Origin of the sequence: Streptomyces puniciscabiei, assembly GCF_006715785.1 — a bacterium.
Classification (GTDB): Bacteria; Actinomycetota; Actinomycetes; order Streptomycetales; family Streptomycetaceae; genus Streptomyces; species Streptomyces puniciscabiei.
This window is the reverse complement of record NZ_VFNX01000001.1, coordinates 764,265-780,034: the sequence shown is the minus strand read 5'-3', so window position 1 is coordinate 780,034 and position 15,770 is coordinate 764,265. Positions and strand designations below refer to the sequence as shown.

General features: G+C 72.1%; 10 protein-coding genes and 1 pseudogene. 6 read left to right on the top strand and 5 right to left on the bottom strand.

All coding sequences use genetic code 11. From position 1 onward, the window contains the following. Positions 1-6 precede the first annotated feature (6 nt). Both treY and glgX read right to left on the bottom strand, forming a co-directional pair. On the bottom strand, positions 7-2,382 hold the full coding sequence (treY, locus tag FB563_RS03570) for a malto-oligosyltrehalose synthase (RefSeq protein WP_055708426.1): 2,376 nt from the start codon (positions 2,380-2,382) through the stop codon (positions 7-9). A gap of 63 nt (positions 2,383-2,445) precedes the next feature. After that, positions 2,446-4,557 (bottom strand): glycogen debranching protein GlgX, encoded by a 2,112-nt coding sequence (gene glgX / locus FB563_RS03565; RefSeq protein ID WP_055708427.1) that lies wholly within the window; start codon positions 4,555-4,557, stop codon positions 2,446-2,448. Positions 4,558-4,751: 194 nt separating this feature from the next. Here glgX and FB563_RS03555 point away from each other — a divergent pair, with 194 nt between their 5' ends. From FB563_RS03555 to FB563_RS03540, 4 genes are all read left to right on the top strand, one after another. Next, on the top strand, positions 4,752-5,552 hold the full coding sequence (locus tag FB563_RS03555; RefSeq protein ID WP_055708428.1) for a hypothetical protein: 801 nt from the start codon (positions 4,752-4,754) through the stop codon (positions 5,550-5,552). Positions 5,553-5,600: 48 nt separating this feature from the next. Then, on the top strand, positions 5,601-6,923 hold the full coding sequence (locus FB563_RS03550; RefSeq protein WP_055708429.1) for a copper amine oxidase: 1,323 nt from the start codon (positions 5,601-5,603) through the stop codon (positions 6,921-6,923). Between the two features lie 116 nt (positions 6,924-7,039). Continuing rightward, on the top strand, positions 7,040-8,278 hold the full coding sequence (locus FB563_RS03545) for an SAV2148 family HEPN domain-containing protein (RefSeq protein ID WP_055708430.1): 1,239 nt from the start codon (positions 7,040-7,042) through the stop codon (positions 8,276-8,278). A 105-nt stretch (positions 8,279-8,383) separates the two neighbouring features. Next, on the top strand, positions 8,384-9,109 hold the full coding sequence (locus tag FB563_RS03540) for a 3'-5' exonuclease (protein WP_055708431.1): 726 nt from the start codon (positions 8,384-8,386) through the stop codon (positions 9,107-9,109). A gap of 63 nt (positions 9,110-9,172) precedes the next feature. Here FB563_RS03540 and FB563_RS03535 read toward each other — a convergent pair whose 3' ends face one another. Further along, positions 9,173-10,036 carry a phosphotransferase enzyme family protein gene (locus FB563_RS03535; RefSeq protein WP_055708432.1) on the bottom strand — a complete coding sequence of 288 codons (864 nt, stop codon included), beginning with the start codon at positions 10,034-10,036 and terminating at the stop codon, positions 9,173-9,175. 125 nt (positions 10,037-10,161) lie between these two features. Between FB563_RS03535 and mgt the strand changes: the two are divergent. Beyond that, a pseudogene (gene mgt, locus FB563_RS03530) lies at positions 10,162-11,404 on the top strand (macrolide-inactivating glycosyltransferase). Positions 11,405-11,660: 256 nt separating this feature from the next. Here mgt and FB563_RS03525 read toward each other — a convergent pair. Further along, positions 11,661-13,913, bottom strand: coding sequence for an MMPL family transporter (locus FB563_RS03525; protein WP_107100757.1), 2,253 nt, complete (start codon positions 13,911-13,913; stop codon positions 11,661-11,663). Positions 13,914-14,323: 410 nt separating this feature from the next. Between FB563_RS03525 and FB563_RS03520 the strand changes: the two genes are divergently transcribed. After that, positions 14,324-14,875, top strand: coding sequence for a DUF1697 domain-containing protein (locus FB563_RS03520; RefSeq protein WP_055709080.1), 552 nt, complete (start codon positions 14,324-14,326; stop codon positions 14,873-14,875). Here FB563_RS03520 and FB563_RS03515 read toward each other — a convergent pair. Beyond that, positions 14,841-15,710, bottom strand: a complete 870-nt coding sequence (locus FB563_RS03515; protein ID WP_055709079.1) for a transglutaminase-like domain-containing protein — start codon at positions 15,708-15,710, stop codon at positions 14,841-14,843. The genes FB563_RS03520 and FB563_RS03515 overlap by 35 nt on opposite strands. Between the last annotated feature and the right edge of the window lie 60 nt (positions 15,711-15,770).

The window sequence follows — 15,770 nt, the reverse complement described above, 5'->3', positions numbered from 1 at the left end:
GTCGGCTCAGTCCTGCGCGGTCCGTTCCAGCAGCGCGACCGGTAGCCGTTGGAAGAGGTCCGCCACGCGCGCGTGGCCCGTGAACTCCCGCCCGCCGGTGAGCGCGTCCGTCCACTGTCCGGGGGGCAGCGTCAGCCGGGTCTCCTGCCAGCCGCCCGCCTCCGCGAGCCGCAGCGACAGCCGGGTCACCGCCGTGACCACCTCACCGGAGCGCGCGAACGCCACACAGTGCCCGGCCGCCGGACCCTCGGCGGTCAGCGGTTCGTACGACGCGGCCGGGCCGAAGGCGCCGGGACGGCGGGCGCGCAGCCGCAGCGCCGCCGCCGTCAGCGCGTCCTTCTCGCCGGGCACCTCGGGCGGCAACGGCACCGGACGCCGGTTGTCCGGATCCACCAGCGACCGGCACTCGCCCTCCGTGCCCTGGTACACGTCCGGCACCCCGGGCATCGTCAGATGGACCAGGGCGGTGCCGAGCACATTGGCCCGCACGTGCGGCTCCAGCGCCTTGCGGAAGGCGGCCACGCGCTCACCGGGCGGCCCGCACGGCCCCGCGGCGACGAACGCGGCCACTGCCTCCTCGTACGGCGGCTCCTGCTCCGTCCAGCTGGTGTACATGCCCGCCTCGCGCACATGCTTCAGCAGTGCCCGCTGCACCCGCTCCGCCTCGGCCGGACCCAGCCCGAACACCGTCTGCCAGGCCGCCCAGGCCAGCTGCCCGTCCGGCACGCCCACGCCCTCCTCCGGCCGGTTCACCTCCGCCAGCAACTCCGCCCACCGGTCCGGGCACTCGGTGAGCACGGCCAGCGCGGCCCGCACGTCGGCGCTGCGCTTGGTGTCGTGCGTGGAGACCACCGTGCCGGTGACCGGCCAGTCGCGCTGCACGCGCGCACAGTACGCGTGGAAGTCCTCCGGCGACACGCCCGGCCGGCCGGGATCGCCGCCCACCTCGGTCAGCGACAGCAGCGGCACATAGCGGTAGAACGCGGTGTCCTCCACCGACTTGGCGCGCAGCGCCGAGGCGGTCTGCGCGAACCGCGTGCGGAACTCCACCCGGTCGGCGTGGTCCGGTGCCGACGGCTCACCGGGCGGCTCGACCAGCAGCCGCCGCACGATGCCGACGGCCTCCGCCTCCTCGGGCACCACGAAGGCGAGCCGGGCCTCCTCGGCGGCCTCCTCGGTGACGACGGCGGCCGCGTCACCGGAGGCGTACGGCCGGTACACCCGCAGCCGCACCAGCAGCTCCTCCACGGCCGTGCGCAGCGCCCAGGGCGCCCGGTCGCGCAGGTCCAGGTCCGGCGAGGCGGCGCACACCCGGGTGGCCACCCGGGTGAGCCGGTCGGTCTCGGCGGCCAGCTCGTGCGTGAGCACCTTGTAGGCGGCCCGCCGCACCGTCGCGTCCCAGTTGCCGCCCCGGTCCGTCTGCGGTGCCGCGAACGCCCGGTAGCGGCCCAGCAGTTCGTACGCCCCGGTCTGGTCGGTGAACAGGCCGTCGACCTGGCGCAGGGCGTCGTAGCCGGTGGTGCCGGCGACGGGCCAGGACGCCGGCAGCAGCTCGCCGTCGGCGAGGATCTTCTCCACCACCGTCCAGCACCCGCCGGTCGCCTCGTGCAGCCGCGCCAGGTAGGCGTCGGGATCGGCGAGCCCGTCGGGGTGGTCCACGCGCAGCCCGTCGATCACTCCCTCGCGCAGCAGCTGGAGGATCTTGGCGTGGGTGGCGTCGAACACCTCCGGATCCTCCACGCGCAGCCCGATCAGCTCCGAGATGCTGAAGAACCGCCGGTAGTTCAGCTCGGTGCGGGCCAGCCGCCACCACACCGGGCGGTACCACTGGGCGTCCAGCAGCTGAGGCAGCGGCAGGTCCTGGGTGCCCGCGCGGAGCGGGAAGGCGTGCTCGTGGTAGCGCAGCACGTCGCCGTCGACCACGAGGTGCTCCAGCTGCGAGCCGACCGGACCGCCCAGTACGGGCAGCAGCACCCGCCCGCCCTGTGCCTCCCAGTCGATGTCGAACCAGCGCGCGTACGGCGAGCCGGGACCCTCGCGCAGCACCTCCCACAGGGCGTGGTTGTGCCGGGGCGCCATGGCCATGTGGTTCGGCACGAGGTCCGCCACCAGGCCCAGACCGTGCTCCCGCGCTGTCCGCGCCAGCGACCGCAGGCCCTCCTCACCGCCCAGTTCCTCGCGTACGCGCGCGTGGTCCACCACGTCGTAGCCGTGCGGGGAGCCGGGCACGGCCTCGAGGACCGGGGACAGGTGCAGGTGCGAGACGCCGAGCGACGCCAGATACGGTACGGCCGCCTCGGCGGCGGCGAACGGGAAAGCGGGCTGGAGCTGCAGCCGGTAGGTGGCCGTGGGCACTTCCGGTCCGGGGCGCGCAGAAGTCATGGAAACCTACGTACCCAGCCCGCCGTCTTTCCTGTCATCGACCCCTGAACGGACCACGTCCGGTCACGTCGGCCGCTGCAGCACCGTCAGGCTGCGGTCGGGCAGGGTGATCCGGTCGCCCGCCCCGACCTTCGTCCCGGATCCCGGCGGCACCCCCTCCGGACGGGCGGTGTCGACGACCACCTGCCACTGCCGGCCGTGGTTGACCGGCACCAGGAAGTCCAGCGGCTCGGGCGAGGCGTTGAACATCAGCAGGAACGAGTCGTCCGTGATGCGTTCCCCGCGCGCGCCGGGCTCGGAGATCGCGTTGCCGTTCAGGAACACCGTCAGCGCGGACGCCCGCGCCGAGTCCCAGTCCCGCTGGGTCATCTCCTCGCCTTCGGGGGTGAACCAGGCGATGTCGGACAGCTCGTCGTGGGTGCCCTCCACCGGACGGCCGTGGAAGAAACGGCGCCGGCGCAGCACAGGGTGGTCCCGGCGCAGCCACACCATCGCGCGCGTGAACTGAAGCAGCTCGCTCTCCAGGGACTCCGGCCAGTGCAGCCACGACAGCTCGTTGTCCTGGCAGTAGGCGTTGTTGTTGCCGCGCTGGGTGCGGGCGAACTCGTCGCCGTGGCTGATCATCGGCACGCCCTGGGACAGCATCAGCGTGGCGATGAAGTTCCGCATCTGCCGGGCGCGCAGCGCGAGCACCCCGGGGTCGTCGGTCTCGCCCTCCGCGCCGCAGTTCCAGGACCGGTTGTGGCTCTCGCCGTCCCGGTTGTCCTCGCCGTTGGCCGCGTTGTGCTTCTCGTTGTACGAGACGAGGTCGTGCAGGGTGAAGCCGTCGTGGCAGGTGACGAAGTTGATCGAGGCCAGCGGGCGGCGGCCGTCGTCCTGGTACAGGTCGGAGGAGCCGGTCAGCCGGGAGGCGAACTCCGCGAGCGCCCGCGGCTCACCCCGCCACAGGTCGCGTACCGTGTCGCGGTACTTGCCGTTCCACTCGGTCCACAGCGGCGGGAAGTTGCCCACCTGGTAGCCGCCCTCGCCCACGTCCCAGGGCTCGGCGATCAGCTTCACCTGGGAGACCACCGGGTCCTGCTGCACCAGGTCGAAGAACGACGACAGCCGGTCCACCTCGTGGAACTGCCGGGCCAGGGTCGCCGCGAGGTCGAAGCGGAAGCCGTCGACATGCATTTCGGTGACCCAGTACCGCAGCGAGTCCATGATCAGCTGGAGCACGTGCGGGGACCGCATGAGCAGCGAGTTCCCGGTGCCCGTGGTGTCCATGTAGTAGCGGGGGTCGTCGGTGAGGCGGTAGTACTGCCGGTTGTCGATGCCCTTGAAGGACAGCGTCGGACCCAGATGGTTGCCCTCGGCGGTGTGGTTGTAGACCACGTCCAGGATGACCTCGATGCCGGCCTCGTGCAGCGCGCGGACCGCCGACTTGAACTCCAGGACCTGCTGCCCGCGGTCGCCCCAGGAGGCGTAGGCGTTGTGCGGGGCGAAGAAACCGATGGTGTTGTAGCCCCAGTAGTTGTTCAGGCCCATGTCGACCAGCCGGTGGTCGTGCACGAACTGGTGGACCGGCATCAGCTCCAGGGCCGTCACCCCGAGCTTGGTCAGGTGTTCGATCAGCGCCGGATGCGCGAGCGCCGCGTAGGTGCCGCGCAGCTCCTCCGGCAGCCCCGGATGGCGCATGGTCAGGCCCTTGACATGCGCCTCGTAGATCACGGTGTGGTGGTACTCGGTGCGCGGCGGCCGGTCGTCGCCCCAGTCGAAGTACGGGTTGATCACCACCGAGGCCATGGTGTGCGGGGCCGAGTCCAGGTCGTTGCGGCTGTCCGGGGCGCCGAAGTGGTAGCCGTAGACCTCCTCGCCCCACCGGACCGCGCCGCTGACCGCCTTCGCGTACGGGTCGAGCAGCAGCTTCGCGGAGTTGCAGCGCAGCCCGCGCGCGGGGTCGTACGGGCCGTGCACCCGGAATCCGTAGCGCTGTCCCGGCATCACGCCCGGCAGGTACGCGTGCCGCACGAACGCGTCGCTCTCGCGGAGTTCCACCGCTGTCTCGGAGCCGTCGTCGTGCAGCAGACACAGCTCTACTCGGTCCGCGACCTCCGTGAAGACCGCGAAGTTGGTTCCGGCGCCGTCATAGGTGGCGCCGAGCGGATACGCCTCTCCAGGCCAGACCTGCATGGCTACGACTCTCCCAGGTGTGCCGCCGCCCCGGGGCCGCGTTGGGCCCCGAGTCGCCCCGAATTGAGGGAACCTCATGTGTCTTGCGTCCCTCTTACCCACCGACCGGCGCACACGGCGCCTCTGGTACCAGCCGTGTGCCGAACCAGTGGGGCAACACGTACTCCCGTGAACCATGGGGAGCAGGGGGAAATGTGCGTGAGACTGTGCACCGCCATCTGGGGAAGTTAGTGGCCGCGGCGGCCGTCGCGGCGGTGGGGACCGCCGCGATGGCGGCGATCACGCTGCCGGGCACGGCCGGGGCGGACACCTCGGCCGGCGCGAGCGGCGGTACGCGGGCCGGGCAGGGCATGGACGCGGTCCGGCCCGGTGTCGTCGAACACGCGCCCGACGAGCGCGGCAAGGGCATCGGCCGGGATCCGCTCACCGACGACGAGATACGGCGGGCCGAGCAGATCGCCCTGAACCGGCGGCCGCTGACCACGGGCGAGAACGTCGACGGCGGTCGCGGACCGCAGCGCCTGAGCGTCGACCTCGCCGAACCCGAGCCCGGCGGGGCGGACGACCCGGCCGCGCCGCGCCGGGCCGACCTCACCTTCTACGACTACCGGAACGACACCCTCGTCACCACGACCGTCGACCTGGACACGGGCAAGGTGGAGCGGACCGGTACCCAGCGCGGCGTCCAGCCGCCGCCGAGCGGGGACGAGAACGCCGCGGCCGCCCGGCTCCTGATCGCCTCCCCGCTCGGCGCGGGCCTGAGGGCGGACTACAAGGACGCCACCGGCAAGGAGCTCACCTCCCCGGACCAGCTGCTGCTGAGCGGCGGCGTCTACCGGGCCGCTCCGGGCGCCCAGCCGGCGGTCCTCGACCAGTGCAGCGTGCACCGGTGCGTCCGGCTGTTCACCAAGGTCAGGAACGGCCCCTGGATCGACACCAGGTCCCTGGTGATCGACCTGAGTGCCCGCAGGGCCGCCGCTCTCGACCGCCGCTGAACAAACGTTTCCTCAGATCTTCGCCTCCGCCAAGGGAGCCATTTCGTCATGCCCGAGTACGGAATCCGCCGCGCCCGCAGGGCGGCGGCCGCCGGCCTGACCGTGGCCGCGCTGGCCGCCGGCGCGACGACCGCCGCAGGACCGGCCGCCGCCCGCCCGCGAACGGCCGCCGCCGCGCCCGCCGCCGACTGCAGCGCCGCCCACCGCATCGAACAGAAGCTCTCCACCGGCACGACCTGGCGCATGTGCTGGCACTACGACAGCAAGGCCGGTCTCGTCCTGGAGGACATCAGCTACCAGCCCAAGGACGAACCGAAGCCGATCAAGGTCCTCAACAGCGCCAGACTCGCCCAGATCCACGTCCCCTACGACGACGGGAAGAACGAGTACAGCGACCTGACGGGCCAGGACTTCGCCCGGTCGCTGATGAACCTCTCACCCGCCGAATGCCCCGGCGGCACCATCAGGACCGTCAAGGTGCCGGACGCCGCGGACCCACGGCACCCGGACGTGGGCGGCCTGTGCACGACCACCCGCGCCCGCGTCCATGCCTACCGCATGCACGACGACCTCGGCACGGGCAAGCTCTACCAGGCCCAGGGCAAGGACTTCCTCGTCTACACCGTCAACCAGGTCGGCTGGTACGAGTACATCACCGAGTGGCGCTTCCAGGACGACGGCATGATCGCCATGAACGTCGGCGCGACCGGCAGCCTCTCCTGGGAGGACTACGACGCCGGTGACGGTCGCGGCTGGCCCATCGGCAAGGGCGCGAAGGCCTATGCCACCAGCCACAGCCACAACGTCTTCTGGCGGCTGGACTTCGGTCTCGACGGCTCCTCGAGGACGAAGGTCGAACAGTACGACTCGGCCGTCAGCCCGCGCACCGGCCGGCGGCAGGGCCCGACCACGAGGACCACCCGCACCCAGGTCACCGAGGAGATGGCGGGTGACCTGAAGGACTACCGCTGGTGGCGGGTGGTCAGCGCGACCGGCAGGAACAAGGACGGACACGCACGTTCGTACGAGGTGGTCCCCGGCCCCTCCACCAAGTACCCCGGCCGCGCCTTCACCGAGCACGACCTCTATGTCACCGAGTACAACCCGTGTGAACTCTTCGCCAGCGACAACCCGAAGTGCGACCGCGGGCACCCCGCATCCGTCGACCGATGGGCCGGGGGGCAGACCCTGACCCACCCGGTGATCTGGATGAACGTCGGCTTCCACCACATCGCCCGGGACGAGGACCAGCAGCCGATGCCGGTGCACTGGCAGGGCTTCGCCCTCGTGCCCCGGGACGTGACCGCTATGAATCCGCTCACTCCGCGTGACCTGGCATGGCAGAACGGCCACTGGGAGCCGCGTAGTTGAGGAAAACAGTTGAGAAACCGACCTGTCCATCCGGCTGCACCGCCCACCCCTCGCGGAGTACCCTTCCTTGATCGTTGAGACGGGAAAGGCCCGGGGGATCGGAAGGCGGTGCGCGGGTGGGCTCGGGAGGCCTGGAGCTGCCCCCTGGTGACGAGGGTCACGAGGGGAACTCCACTGACGTCCCGCCCGGCGCGGTGTCCCTGGCCCGCCCGATGGACGCGGGGTCCATCGGGCCGGAGCTGGACTGGGACGCCGACGCCTGGCGCGAGGTGCGCACCCGCGCCCAGCGGGCCGGCCGGGCATACATCTGGCTGAACCTCGTCGAACAGCGGCTGCGCGCGGTCGTGGCCGCCGTGCTGCGCCCCATCTACGAACCCGTCCACGGGGACGAGTGGGTGGTCGCCGCGGCCGGTCCGGCCGGGCAGGAGTGGGTGCAGCGCGCCGTCGCCGTCCGTGAGGTCAGCCGCCGCAAGGGCTACCTGCTCGACCCGGCCGACGACAACGTGCTCAGCTTCCTCACCCTGCCCCAGCTGCGTGAGCTGATGGTGCAGCACTGGCCGTGCTTCGAGCCGTACTTCGACGAGCGCCGCGACCTCGAACTCGCCCTCGACGAGCTGGAGGTGACCCGCAATGTCGTCTCCCGCAACCGGGCGCTGTCCGAGGCGGTCCTGAACCAGGCCGAACGCGCCTCGGCCCGGCTGCTGGAGACGCTCGGCGCGGCCGGTGACGTGCCCTCCGCGCGCCGGCTGCCCGTGGACGCGGTCGAGGACCTGGTCGGCGACCGGTACGCCGACGTCGTCGCCGTCCACCCCGACCGGGTGCGGCTGATGCGCCAGTTCCCCGCCGAGGACCTCTTCGGCGGCGCGCGCCGCCTCGACGCCATCGGCATCGGCCTCAACCTGCTCGTGCAGAACTTCTCCGGCCGCCGTCTGGTCCGGCTCGCCGAGACCGGCTGCCGGGTACGGCTGCTCTTCCTCAACCCGGCCTCCAGCTCGGTCAAGCGCCGCGAGCGTGAACTCGGGATGAAACGGGGCGAACTGAGCCGGTCGGTCGAGATGAACATCCTGCACATGCGCCGGGTCCGCTCCCGGCTGCGCGACCCGGGCGCCTTCGAGATCCAGGTCTACGACGAGACGCCCCGCTTCACCGCCTACCTGGTGGACGGTGACGGCGCCGACGGCATCGCCGTGGTGCAGTCCTATCTGTGCGGGGCGCGCGGGATGGAGTCGCCGGTACTGGTGCTGCGCAACGGCAGCAAGCTGGTCAAGTCGGATGAAGTGGGTGAAGCGGGACTCTTCCCTACGTACCGCGAGGAGTTCGAGCTGGCTTGGGCGGATTCGCGCCCTGTGTCCTGAGCAACGGTCCGCCGGTGCAAGCGGAGCGCGATCCTCTGATTGTCAGTGCCGCGTGCGAGGGTGGAGGCCACTGGGGGAAAGCACCACCAAGAAGGGGGGCCGCCCATGGGCTGGCACCGGGAGCTGCTGATCGGCTTCGACCTGGAGACGACCGGGACGGATCCGCACGAGGCGCGCATCGTCACCGGCGCGGTGATCGAGGTCAGGGCCGGTGAGCCCAGGGGACGCAGGGAGTGGCTGGCCGATCCGGGCGTGGAGATCCCGGCGGACGCGGTCGCGGTGCACGGCATCAGCAACGAGCGGGCGACGACCGAGGGCCACCCGGCCGACCGGGTGGCCGACGCCATCGCCGACGTCCTGGTGGGGTACTGGAAGTCGGGCGTCCCGCTCGTCGCCTACAACGCCGCCTTCGACCTCACCCTGCTCTCCGCCGAACTGCGCCGCCACGCCCTGCCGTCCCTCGCCGACCGCCTGGGCGGCGCCGCCCCCGCCCCGGTCATCGACCCCTACACCATCGACCGCTGGGTCGACCGCTACCGCCGCGGCAAACGGAACCTGGAAGCGGTCTGCGCCGAGTACGGCATACCCCTCGACGCGGCCCACACCGCCCCGGCCGATGCCCTCGCCGCGGCGCGCCTCGCCTCCGCGATAGCCGACCGCCACCCCAAGATCGCGTCCCTGAGCCCGGCCGACCTCCACCAACACCAGATCGAGTGGTATGCGCAGTGGGCGGCGGACTTCCAGGCGTTCCTGCGCCGCAAGGGGGACGCGGGAGCGGTGGTGGACGGGGCGTGGCCGCTGCGGGAGTTGACGGAGAGCCGGCCGGTATAGCCGGGCTGCGCGACTTGCAGGGCCCGGCTCGGACGCCGGGTGCCCGAAAACTCCGGAGCGCTGTCAGAACGGGTACCAACGGATGGTCTCGTCCCCGTCCCGCAGCGACGCGACCCTCCGCCGAAACTCGGCCAGGGCCTTCGGGTTGCTAGGCGCGTGCTGGGCCACCCAGGCGCAGCTGGCCGTCTCCCGGGCGCCCCGCAGCACCGCACAGCCCTCCCACTCCCGCACGTCCCACCCGTACGCCTCGGTGAAGGAGTCGTACGCCTCGGCGGGCAGCCCGTACCGGTCGCGGGACAGGGCCGTGACCACCAGGTCGTGCTCACGCAGGTCGGCGGAGAAGGTCTCCAGGTCGACCAGGACCGGCCCGTGCGGACCGATGTGCACATTGCGGGGCAGCGCGTCGCCGTGGATCGGGCCCGGCTGCAGACGGGGCGTCAACGCGGCCGCGGCCGCCGCGAACCCGTCCCGGCGCGCGCGGAGGTAGGCCGCGTCCTCGGGGTCGATCGCATCGCCCGCGAGCCGCAGCCAGCGCTCCACCCCGCCCAGCAGTTCGCGGGGCGGCAGGGCGAAGGGAGGAGAGGCAAGTGCGTGCACCATCCGCAGCAGCCGTGCGAGGTCCCCCGGCTCGGCCGGGCGTACGGGATCGGGCAGCCGGTGCCACACGGTCACCGGGTGGCCCTCGACCAGCCGTGGTTTCGGCTCCGCCGCCCGCACCGCCGGCACGCCCGCCTCGGCCAGCCAGCCGGCGACGTCCAGTTCGCGCCGGGCCCGCTGGAGCAACTCGGCGTCGCGGCCGACCTTCACCACCACCTCACCGGCGGCGAACACCGCGTTCTCGCCGAGGGCGAGGAGAGCCGCGTCGCGGACCCGGCCCGGCAGCACTCCCGCCATGGCCAGTACGTCCCGTGCCCGTGCCTCGTCCATCGTGCCTCCGCGCCGTGCTGCCGTCCGGTGCCGTCTCTCCGGTCAGTCTCGCATTCCCACAGGTCGGCAGAGGTGCGCGGTCCCATGGCGGTGATCACGGGGCCGGGTCCCGGAAGGAAAACACTTTGAACGAGACGTCTCGTCTCGCCTACTGTCGGCGCCATGACCACGCCCGCCCATATCGCCATGTTCTCCATCGCCGCGCACGGCCATGTGAATCCCAGCCTGGAGGTGATCCGCGAACTGGTCGACCGGGGCCACCGGGTCACGTACGCCATCCCGCCGGTGTTCGCCGAGAAGGTGGCCGCCACCGGGGCCCGGCCCGTGCCGTACGCCTCCACGCTGCCCGGACCCGACGCCGACCCGGAGGCCTGGGGGACCACGCTGCTGGACCACGTGGAGCCGTTCCTCGAGGACGCGATCCAGGCGCTCCCGCAGCTCGTGGCCGCCTACGAGGGCGACGAGCCCGACCTGGTGCTGCACGACATCGCCTCCTACCCGGCCCGCGTCCTCGCCCACCGCTGGGCTGTTCCGGTCATCTCCCTCTCCCCGAACCTCGTCGCCTGGGAGGGATACGCCCAGGAGGTGGCCGAGCCGATGTGGGCGGAGCCGAGGAGGACCCCGCGCGGGCAGGCGTACTACGCCCGGTTCGAGGCGTGGCTGGCGGAGAACGGGATCACCGAACACCCGGATTCCTTCGCCGGCCGCCCGGCCCGCTCGCTCGTCCTCATCCCGAAGGCGCTGCAACCGCACGCCGACCGGGTCGACGAACGCGTGTACACCTTCGTCGGTGCCTGCCAGGGCGACCGCGCCGACCAGGGCGACTGGCAGCGGCCCGCCGGTGCCGAGAAGGTCGTGCTGGTGTCGCTGGGCTCGGCCTTCACCAGGCAGCCGGCGTTCTACCGAGCGTGCGTCCGTGCCTTCGCGGATCTGCCCGGCTGGCACCTGGTGCTCCAGGTCGGCCGGCATGTGGACCCCGCCGAGCTGGGCGACATACCGGCCAACGTCGAAGTGCACAGCTGGGTACCGCAGTTGGCGACCCTCCGGCAGGCCGACCTGTTCGTCACGCACGCGGGTGCCGGCGGCAGCCAGGAGGGGCTGGCCACCGCCACGCCGATGATCGCCGTACCGCAGGCCGTCGACCAGTTCGGCAACGCCGACGTGCTCCAGGCTCTCGGCGTCGCCCGCCGGCTGGACACCGAGGAGGCCACCGCCGACCGCCTCCGCGCGACCGCGCTCGCCCTGGCGGACGACCCGGAGGTGGCGCGCCGCCTGCAGGACATCCGGGCGGAGATGGCGAAGGAGGGCGGCACACGGCGGGCGGCGGACCTGATCGAGGCCGAATTGCCGGGCCGCGTGGGGAAGTAGGGCACCTGGCCCCGCGTTTCACCGGCCCCTGGGCGGGGCCGGGCGGGTGCCGGGTCGCTTGCCCGCGCCTGCGGGGTGCCTGCCCCGCAGGGGGTACTCCCCGCGTCCCTCCGTGCCGCCCCCAGCGGCACGGCTGCCCGCAGCCACGAGCGCCCGAAGGAGGCGCGGGAACTGTGCCATCAGCCCCACGCCCCCGCCCCCGCACCCGCGCACGCTCTCCACCGCCCGGCGGGCAGGCGCCCGTCCGGCCCGCGGATCAGACCGGGAGCCGCTCCGCTTCCTCCCGCACCGGACGGGCGGCGACCACAGCCGGCGTCTCGTCGTGGGTCAGGTCCGGCAGCCGGTGGAGCCACTTCGGCAGGTACCAGTTGCGCTCGCCGAGCAGGGCCATCACCGCCGGCAGCAGCACACCGCGGATGACCGTCGCGTCGATGAGGACCGCCGCGGCCAGGCCCACGCCCATCTGCTTCATGGACTGCATCGACAGCGTGCCGAAGATCGCGAACACGGCGACCATGATGACCGCGGCGCTGGTGACGACACCGGCCGTGGTGACCACGCCGTGCCGGATCGCGTCCTTCGTCGTACGGCCGTTCATGCGGGCCTCACGGATCCGGGACACCACGAACACGTGGTAGTCCATCGACAGCCCGAACAGGATCACGAACAGGAACAGCGGCAGCCAGGTCACGATCGCGCCGACCCCCTCCGCGCCCACCAGCGAGGCACCCCAGCCGTGCTGGAAGACCGCGACGAGGATGCCGTACGCGGCGCCCACCGACAGCAGGTTGAGCACGATCGACGTGATCGCCACGGTCAGCGAGCGGAAGGACAGCAGCATCAGCAGGAAGGCGAAGACGATCACGAACGCGAAGACCGGGACGACGGAGCCGAGCAGCTGGTCGTTGAAGTCGTGGTTGCCGGCCACCTGCCCGGTGATCGGCGCCTGCACGCCGGACACCTTGCCGAGCGTGGCGGGCCGCACCTCGTCGCGCAGCTTGTCCAGGCTCTGGACCGCCCGGTCCATGTCGGAGCCGCCGACCAGCGGCACGGAGACCAGGGCGACGTTCTGCGCCGCGTGCAGCCGGATGTCGACCGGGCCGCGCGAGGCACCCGAGGAGATCGCCTCCCGCTTGAAGTCGGCCAGCGCCTGCCGCACCTCGGGGGCGCTGATGTCCTTGGCCTTCACGACGACCTGGGCCGGCTCACTGCCGCCCGGGAAGGCGTCGTTGACGCGGTTGTACGTCTGCACGATCGGCAGCGACTTGCCGAACTCCTGGTCCAGGGTGAGCTGTTGGGTCTTCATGTCGAGGGCGGGCGCGGCCACCGCCAGCAGCGCGCCGGCCGCCACGACGGTGCTGACCAGCGGCCTGACCAGCACCACGCGCAGGACGGCGGTCCAGACCCGGCTGCCCCCGTCCGCGGCCCGCTTCCCGCGCCGGCGGCTCAGGAACGGGATCCGGCCCTTCTCCACGCGCTCACCGAGCAGCGACAGCAGCGCCGGCAGGACCGTCACCGACCCGACCATGGCGACCGCGACCACCATCAGTGAGGCCAGGCCCATCGCCTCGAACTGCGCGAGCCCGGTGAAGAGCATGCCCGCCATCGCCACGCACACCGTGACCCCGGAGACGATGACGGCACGGCCGCTGGTGGCGGCGGCGATCCTGAGGGCGGTGCCCGGGTCCTTCCCGGCCTGCCGTTCCTCGCGCTCGCGGCGCAGGTAGAACAGGCAGTAGTCGACTCCGACGGCCATACCGACCAGCAGCATCACGGAGTTGGCGGTGTCGCTCATCGGCTGCAGATGGCTGACGACGCCCATCAGGCCCATCGTCGCCATGATCGCGGTGATCGCGAGGGCCACCGGCAGCAGCGCCGCCACCAGCGCCCCGAAGGCGATCAGCAGGATGCCGAGGGCCACCGGCACCGCCGAGTACTCGGCCTGCTTGAAGTCGTCCCCGAAGGCGTCCTTGTACTGCTTCTGCATGCTGGCGCCGCCGATCTCCTCGATCCGCAGGCCGCCGTGCGCCTTCTGCGCCCCGGCGACGGCGTTCAGCACCGGCTCGACCCGGTCGACGGCCGTCTTGGCGTCCCCGCGCAGGTCGAACTGCACCAGCGCGCTGCGGCCGTCCCGGGAGATGGTGTGCGTGTCGTACGGCGAGGTCACGGCCGTGACCTTCCCGGTGCCCTCGACGGCCTTCACCACGTCGGCGACGGCGGCCCGGAACTCGGCGCCGGTCGCCGTGACTCCCGCGTCCTTGGACTGGATCAGGACGGTCTCGCCGGCCGGCTCCTTGATCCCCGCGTCGTCGATGATCCGGGCGGCGGTGTGCGTCTCGCCCTTGAGCTGGTTGTTCTCGTCGACGTCGACCCGGCCCGCCGCCGAGCCCAGCCCCATGGCCAGCACGACGAACAGCACCCAGATGCCCACGGCCGCCCAGCGGTGCCGGGCGCTCCAGCCGCCGGCGCGGGCGGCCAGTCCCCCCACCGGCACGTCCCTGTTCCCCATCGCGGGTCCACCCCCTCGTGTGCGGTGGCGACCCCCTGCCGCCACCTCTGCGCTTGCTCCGGTATGACCGTATGACCCGCATAAACGCCTCTCGTCGTGCTGCCCGGTGAACTCGGCGGCCCTCCGGTCCGCACTGGGGAGGACAGCGGCCCCCTACACCTATCCGCACTTCTCGGGGACGCGTCTCGGGGTTCGGCGGCCCGTTCCGCCGGCCGTCGGACATGGGCTGTCCGTTCTGCCGCCGGCGCGGCGGTTTGTGATTACGAAACCTTGTTGAACAAGTCACAGCTGCGTGTAGAGGTTGATCCACCACCCGCCCATCGGCGAGAGTTTCGCGCAGCCCCGCCTGGCGCGGGCGCGGCCGTCGTGCCCACCCCCACGGGGCACGACGGCCGCTCTACGCTGGCCGGATGACGACCTACGCGGCGCTGTTGCGCGGAATCAACGTCGGCGGCAGCAAGAAGCTGCCGATGGCCGACCTCCGTACCCTGCTGACCGGCCTCGGCCACACCGGCGTACGCACCCATCTGCAGAGCGGCCAGGCCGTGTTCACCAGCGGACACGGCGACGAGGAGTCGCTGGCGGCGGAGTTGAGCCGGGCGATCGAGGACCGGTTCGGTTTCCCGGTCGACGTGATCGTGCGCGACCACGCCTATCTGAAGGCGGTCGCCGAGGCCTGCCCGTTCCCGGCCGCCGACCTGCAGCCCAAGCAGCTGCACGTCACGTACTTCTCCGCGCCGGTGACTCCGGACCGCTTCGCGGACATCGACCCCGCCGCGCACCTCCCCGAGGAGTTCCGCCTCGGCGACCGCTGCCTGTACCTGTACGCCCCCGAGGGCCTCGGCCGCTCCAAGCTCGCAGAGGTGCTGTCCCGCCGCCCCCGGACCAAGGGCCTGATCGCCACCAGCCGGAACTGGAACACCGTGGTCAAGCTGGTCGAGTTGACGGCTCCGGAAGCGTGACGGTCCGCGGGCCGAGGAAGGTCGTGCGGGCGACGATCTCGCGAGGTACGGCGAGCCTCGGGTCCGCGTGCAGCAGGCGCTGCTCCTCGGCGGTGCCGGCGGCGGCCACCGCGTCCAGCAGCGCGAGCTCGTCCGGGCCGAGGGGGCGCTCCGCGTCCCATGGCCCCCAGCAGTCCCAGGGGAGCGTCTCAGTGCCGGCCACACAGGCCAGGTCGAGCACGACACTGTGGGCCACCATCCGCAGACCCCGCAGCTCCGGTACGCCCCAGACGCCGAAGGAGTCCGGATCCGCCTCCCCGGACCGGCACGCCCGCCACGCCTGCCCAGCGACGACGAACTGGTCCCGGGGCACGTCCAGCGGGTCGAACGGCACGCCGTAGCGGTCGTCGTGGACCTGCGGGTCGGCCAGCCGCCAGGAGCCGTCCGGGAGTCGGTACTCGGTCACCCAGTGGTCGTCGTGGAAGCCGGCGACGAAGTAGGCGGCGTACCCGCCCCGGACGCGGGCCGGGGTGCCGGTGGCGCGCAGCAGCGAGCACAGCAGCAGCGCGTAGTCGCGGCAGGTGCCCACGAACCGCTGCTCGTACGGCCGTTCCTCGGTGAGCGGGCCGCTGCCGCGCTCGCGCAGGATGCGCAGGATCTTCGTCACGTACCGGGACTCGGCGTCGTGGTGCAGCCGTTCCTCGGGGATGGCACAACCGAAGCGCTCACCCTCCAGCCGGTGCAGGATCAGCCCGCGCACCAGCTCGGTGAGCCGGCGCGGATCTCGCGGCAGCGCCGCCACGTCGAGATCGCCCGGGTCGCTGTAGGGCGTCTGCCGCAGGTAGAAGTCGTCCATGCCCCGCACGCTGCTGCTTGCCCCAGGGGCAAGGTCAAGCACAAGAACCGCTCCCGCGGC

Coding starts and splice junctions, on each gene's coding strand:
- FB563_RS03520 (WP_055709080.1), top strand. CDS start 14,324: ATGACGACCTACGCGGCGCTGTTGCGCGGAATCAACGTCGGCGGCAGC.
- FB563_RS03540 (WP_055708431.1), top strand. CDS start 8,384: ATGGGCTGGCACCGGGAGCTGCTGATCGGCTTCGACCTGGAGACGACC.
- FB563_RS03550 (WP_055708429.1), top strand. CDS start 5,601: ATGCCCGAGTACGGAATCCGCCGCGCCCGCAGGGCGGCGGCCGCCGGC.
- FB563_RS03535 (WP_055708432.1), bottom strand. CDS start 10,036: ATGGACGAGGCACGGGCACGGGACGTACTGGCCATGGCGGGAGTGCTG.
- FB563_RS03515 (WP_055709079.1), bottom strand. CDS start 15,710: ATGGACGACTTCTACCTGCGGCAGACGCCCTACAGCGACCCGGGCGAT.
- treY (WP_055708426.1), bottom strand. CDS start 2,382: ATGACTTCTGCGCGCCCCGGACCGGAAGTGCCCACGGCCACCTACCGG.
- FB563_RS03525 (WP_107100757.1), bottom strand. CDS start 13,913: ATGGGGAACAGGGACGTGCCGGTGGGGGGACTGGCCGCCCGCGCCGGC.
- glgX (WP_055708427.1), bottom strand. CDS start 4,557: ATGCAGGTCTGGCCTGGAGAGGCGTATCCGCTCGGCGCCACCTATGAC.